General features: G+C 64.9%; 5 protein-coding genes. 1 reads left to right on the top strand and 4 read right to left on the bottom strand.

Annotated elements, in window-relative coordinates:
- Positions 1-603: 603 nt before the first annotated feature.
- From CWC60_RS22180 to CWC60_RS22170, 3 genes are all read right to left on the bottom strand, one after another.
- Positions 604-2,271 carry a recombinase family protein gene (locus CWC60_RS22180; protein ID WP_109796106.1) on the bottom strand — a complete coding sequence of 556 codons (1,668 nt, stop codon included), beginning with the start codon at positions 2,269-2,271 and terminating at the stop codon, positions 604-606.
- An 88-nt stretch (positions 2,272-2,359) separates the two neighbouring features.
- On the bottom strand, positions 2,360-3,031 hold the full coding sequence (locus CWC60_RS22175; protein WP_109796105.1) for a DUF2924 domain-containing protein: 672 nt from the start codon (positions 3,029-3,031) through the stop codon (positions 2,360-2,362).
- A 13-nt stretch (positions 3,032-3,044) separates the two neighbouring features.
- Positions 3,045-3,581 carry a DUF3489 domain-containing protein gene (locus tag CWC60_RS22170; RefSeq protein WP_164516695.1) on the bottom strand — a complete coding sequence of 179 codons (537 nt, stop codon included), beginning with the start codon at positions 3,579-3,581 and terminating at the stop codon, positions 3,045-3,047.
- Positions 3,582-4,227: 646 nt separating this feature from the next.
- Here CWC60_RS22170 and CWC60_RS22165 point away from each other — a divergent pair.
- Positions 4,228-4,818: a hypothetical protein gene (locus CWC60_RS22165; protein WP_109796317.1), complete on the top strand. Its 591-nt coding sequence runs from the start codon at positions 4,228-4,230 to the stop codon at positions 4,816-4,818.
- 36 nt (positions 4,819-4,854) lie between these two features.
- Here CWC60_RS22165 and CWC60_RS22160 read toward each other — a convergent pair.
- Positions 4,855-5,366: integrase core domain-containing protein (locus tag CWC60_RS22160; RefSeq protein WP_164516361.1), on the bottom strand; the 512-nt coding region annotated here is incomplete at its 5' end.

Here is a 5,366-nt window from a genome sequence, read left to right as displayed (position 1 = left end):
GTTCCGGGCCTGCGACCGCGCACGGCATCATCGTTGGCGTCAGCCCGAAGCGCGGCGGACCGGGGGGTTCGACGGGAATTCCCTGGGGAATTCGCTGCTCCTGGAAGCAGCGTTCCCTGCATTCAGTGTCGGATTCCCTGCAGATCGGTTCCGGCTCCCTGTTCCGGGACTTGAATTCCCTGTTATTGGCCACAGGGAATTTGCCCGAAAAGGAACCGGATTTCAGGGGGTTACGGCGACCAAAAGCACCCCGCCAGGCCCGAAAAAGACGAAATTTCCCTGTTCTTCCCTGTAAACAGGGTCGCGATGCACGAGACCCGTTCGACCGGGACTGGCCACACGACCAACTAGTCTTCAAAAATCGCCAGCCCCGATAGCCGGACTCCAGAATGCCGGCTTTCCGGGACTGCGGGGCGCTTTCGAGACGAATGCCCGCCACGAGAGACGGTGAATCCGGCGATTTTGCCGCCCATTTCGGCGAGCGTCTCTTTTGGGCCATTTCGGCAGCCCCACCATCATTTCGCCGGCGGGCAATTGTAGCCGGACACATGGTTCCGGAGTCGGGGACAGATGGTTTTACCGGAGCGGTCGCCGAGTGCTCGATCAGGCGAAGCCCAGCGCCTTCCGCTGCTCGGCCCAGTCGAGCGGCAGCCCGGCCATCCGCTTCAGGCGATGCGCCGTCAACTCGGAGGGCTGACGGCCATCGAGAATAGCCTCGGTGATGTCGGGGGCGAGATACGCCAGCTGCAACACGCGGCCGATCTCGCTGCGGTCGATGCCTGCCTCGCGGGACAATTCCTGCAGCGAGCCCGCCTCGCCCGTCGCCAGCATGTTGTTCCAGCGATGGGCGCGGGTAATCAGCCGCACCAGCGCCGCATCGGGTGTCCCGGCGTAGGTGTTCTCGCCGGACAGCACGATGCGGCTTTCCACGCCGCGCCGGGCGACCCGAACCGGCAGTTCGATCGAGAGCTCCTCTTGCCCAGGCCCGTCCTGTTCATCCAGTGTCCCCCGGTCGAGTGCCAGCCCGAGAATGCCGTCGCGGAGTTCGATGCGCCGAACCAGCCGGCGAAGTAGGTCGCCGTCTGACCCTGCTTGTTCAGAACAAAGTTCATCGGCCATCTCCGCGGCCCGGTCGATTAGGTCGGCGAGACGGGTGTTGTCGCGAGTGTTGTCCTCCAGCAGGTCCATCAGGCGGATGGGGTCGCGAAGCAGAGCCTGCAGCTGTTCGACCACCAGCTTCTCGAAGGCGGGCCCTGTAATGCGCCAGCCCTTGCCCGGACCGGCGGCGTCTTCCCTGCCCTCCACGAGCGCCTTCGACGTGTAGTAGCGATAGCGTCGGCCCTGCTTGCTGGCCTGGGTCGCGTAGAGCGGCGCGCCCTCTTCATCGAACAAAAGCCCGGCGAACAGGTGCTGGCTGGCCCCTCCGCCAGTGTCCCGCTTGCGTCGTGCCTGATGGGCCAGTTGCTTCTGGACGCGAGTCCAGGTCTCACGGTCGATGATGGCCTCGTGCCGGCCATCGAAGACCTCGCCCCGATGGCGGACCCGGCCGATATAGACGGGATTGCCGAGGATCGAATAGAGGTTGCCCCGGCTGAAGGGCCGGCCGCCATGGTTCCTGCCCGCCTTGCTCGTTCGCCGCGGCGTGCGGATGCCTTCCGCGTCCAGAACCTGCTGCACCGCCCTGACCGAACCCAGCTCGAGATAGAGGTCGAAGATGCGACCGACGAGCTGTGCCTGATCCTCGTCGACGACCAGTTGCCGCTCCTCGGCGCGATAGCCCACCGGCACGCCGCCGCCCATCCACATGCCCTTCTTCCGGGAGGCCGCAATCTTGTCGCGGATGCGCTCGGCGGTGACCTCGCGCTCGAACTGGGCGAAGGAGAGCAGCACGTTGAGYGTCAGCCGSCCCATGGAGGTGGTGGTGTTGAACTGCTGGGTCACCGAGACGAAGGAGACGCCCTGGCCCTCGAACAACTCGACGATCTTGGCGAAGTCGGCGAGCGAGCGGGTCAGCCGGTCGACCTTGTAGACCACCACCGTGTCGATGCGGCCGGCCCGGATGTCGTCCAGCAGCGAAGCCAGGGCCGGCCGTTCCATCGAGCCGCCGGAGAAGCCGCCATCGTCGTAGCGGTTGGACAGTTCCTGCCAGCCCTCGTGCTGCTGGCTGCGGATATAGGCGGCGCAGGCCTCCCGCTGCGCATCCAGCGAATTGAAGGCCTGTTCCAGCCCCTCCTCCGTCGACTTCCTCGTGTAGATGGCGCAGCGGACCATCCGGCCCGATGTCCCGGTGCGGGCGACGGAGCCAGCCCTTCCCCTCGTTCCCTGTGCTCTCGAACCCGTAGCGCCGTTGCGTGGACGCTCAGACATCCGGACCGTCCTCGACGGAGGGAGGCGGGCTCGCCTCCAGCGTACTTTCTTGCGTCCCTCTCGTGCTCCGCACTCTGAGCGAATCGGTCTTCGATCGATTGAGCCCGAAGAACCGCGGACCCGACCAGCGGGCGCCGGTGATCTCGAAGGCGATGGCCGTGAGCGAGCTAAAGTTCCGGCCGTCATAGCTGAAGCCATCGTCGACCACGTCGACGACGTGGGTCCGCCCCTGCCACTGCCGGATCAGGCGGCTCCCCGGTCGCAGGGGCCGCCGCGAGACCTTCGGCCCGCTGACGGGCTTCCTGGCAGCGTCAGTCGTCCCGCGGTCATCCTCGCGGGCCTCGGCCAGTTCGTTCAGGCGACGCCGCGTGGCAGCGCCGACCCCGCCCAGCCCTTCGGCCTGCAGCAACCAGGCGGCGTTGCACTCAAGCAGCCGCCGGCTGACTCCCTTCGGTGGTGGCCGTCGCCAGCGACGCTGCCAGAAGATGACCAGCTGTTCCCGTGTCAGCTCTCGAACCCGGTCGTCCACATCCGCCACTGCTGGCGCGAACGTCGAGGCCGGCGGTGAAGGCCCGCCGGGAACCCTGCCGCCGGTCCCGGTGCGGATGTGACAGGCGGCGACCGGATCGTCGCCGCCTGCAGCCAATGCGCGTTCGCCTCGCATCGTCACCGCGCCTTCAGCCGACGGCTTCGACGGCGTTCGTCGGCGCGGAGGCGCGGTAGACGCTGACGCCGTTGCCCTCCTTCGTGCGGGTCACCTCGACGCCGCGCTTCCGGAAGCCCGTCAGCACCGCCCGGACGCTGTGCGGCTGCCAGCCGGTAAGCTGCACCATCTCGTCGATATCGGCGCCCTCCTCCCGCAGCAGCAGCTCCAGCAGCTGCGACTGCCGCGTGCCCGGCCGGAAGAGCGGCGTCGCGACGCCATCGCCGTCGCCCGCGTCCGCTTCCTCGGTCGCAACCTGCGGCTCGGTCTTCTGGTCCTCGCCCTTTTCATCCTCGACCACCCCGCGGACGGCCGTACGGCCGGCGCCGGTGATCATCCAGTCGTCATCTTCCGAGCGCTGCACGAGACCGCGGCGCGCCAGGGCCTTGAGCATGGCAGCGAGCCCGCCACCCTTCATCTGCATGTCCTCCGGCAGCGGCAGGACATTGCCGGCCGGCCGGCTCGCGGCATTGCCGAGGACAGCGATCTGCTTGTCGTTGAGCGTGGTCATGGTCCGTCTCCGTGGTTTGCGTTCGCGCCGGCCCGATGCCGGCGCTGTCACCAGGAGAAGCCCGAACCGCGATGCGGCCCCGGGCCGGGCTGACCACGCACCTCTCGCGTGGCCAGTCCCGTGACCATGCATGCTTGCGGTGCAGGGGAAGTCCAGCCGGTTTCAGATCAGTGCGAAGAAACTCTTCTTCGGCCCCTTTCCTAAGAGATAAGGCCGTCCAACTATCCTGATGGTTCGAATCCCTTCCTTCCGCCACTACTTCGATCTCACTTATTGTTATAATTGCATTTTTTTGACATTCTGTACCGGTGGACCCACATCGCATCCCACAGAATGCTGGCCTTGGCGACGCACCTTCCGCCCGCTGGGTGTTTGTCCTAGTACAGAGCGCAACAACGCTGGTGTCGATCCAACCGGGCACGTGATCGCATCCGTCCACCTGTGGAAACCTGACGGCACCCCCACCCTCGATCATCCAATGGGTCCCATCCGAGCCCCATAGTGTCTTAGTGGCGCGTTCGACAGGCAGCGCGGCGTCACCATGGAATGACGGATCGCATCTCGAACCGAGCATGCCCTCTTCTTGGAAGGGACATTCGGCACGACTAGACTCGGTCTCAGAATCGATTATTCGGAGCAAGGCTCTGTGGCTGAAGCCAACCCACAAATCGCCGAACTTGATCGGATGGTGGCCGTGATCGCCGGTCCGGACGAAATGGTGGGCCGATCGCTGCCATTCTCCGAATTGTCTGACTGCCCCTATGTGGTGTTACTGGGCGAACCGGGAAGCGGGAAATCTACGGTCTTCGAGACCGCCGCGAAGGCGGCATCAAGAAGTGTCACGATCGCCCGCGCGCTCAGAGTGTCTGGTGGCCAGCACGTTGAATCGCCGCTCTTCGTCGACGCGCTGGATGAGGATCGGTCCGAGGGATCAAAGAAGGACAAGATCTTTCAGCTACGCGACAAAATGCTTTCCAGCTCGCTTGAGTGTTGGCGGATCAGTTGCCGGGTTGAGGACTGGCGCGGGGCCGCAGATCTTTCGGCGCTCCAGGCCGCGACAACCGGTGCTCCAATCGTTGTAACCCAGTTGCAGAACCTCTCCGTTCGGGAACAGGCGAAGATCTTGACCAGTCGGGGGGCGCTGGACCCGGAAGGTTTCATCGGGCAGGCCCGCCGTCATGGGGCAGCAAGCTTTCTCGAGTGTCCGTCGTCAGATAAAATGGGCGTCTTGACGTGATGTGCCTTTGGAGGATCTGGCTCATCGGTTTCGATTCTACGCGGCCTGTCTCTGGTTGAGCAAGCGGCGCTGTTTCAGGGTCTGCTCCTTGATCTTCCTCCTTTCCCGGAGCGTGTCCTGGCCGCGCCCGAGATAGACGTCGGCCGGGGTGAGATTGCCGATGCTCTCGTGGTATCGGCGGTGGTTGTAATGCTCGACGAAGGCTTCGACGGCCTGCTCGAGGGCACCCGGCAGATAGTAGTTCTCGAGCAGGATGCGGTTCTTGAGGGTCTGGTGCCAGCGCTCGATCTTGCCCTGGGTCTGCGGGTGGTTCGGGGCGCCACGGACATGTTCCATGCTGCGCTCGCCGAGCCAGTCCGCCAGGTCGTGGGAGATGTACGACGAGCCGTTGTCGCTGAGCAGCCGTGGTCGGTGTCCAACGGTTGCCGTATCACAGCCCGACGCCTCGAGCGCCAGCTCAAGCGTGTCTGTGACATCGCCGGCTTTCATCGTGGTGCAGAGTTTCCAGGCGACGATGTAGCGGCTGTAGTCGTCGAGGATCGTGCTCA

Origin of the sequence: Minwuia thermotolerans, assembly GCF_002924445.1 — a bacterium.
Taxonomy (GTDB): Bacteria; Pseudomonadota; Alphaproteobacteria; order Minwuiales; family Minwuiaceae; genus Minwuia; species Minwuia thermotolerans.
The sequence above is the reverse complement of the archived record's forward strand: the minus strand, read 5'-3'. Positions and strand labels throughout refer to the sequence as shown.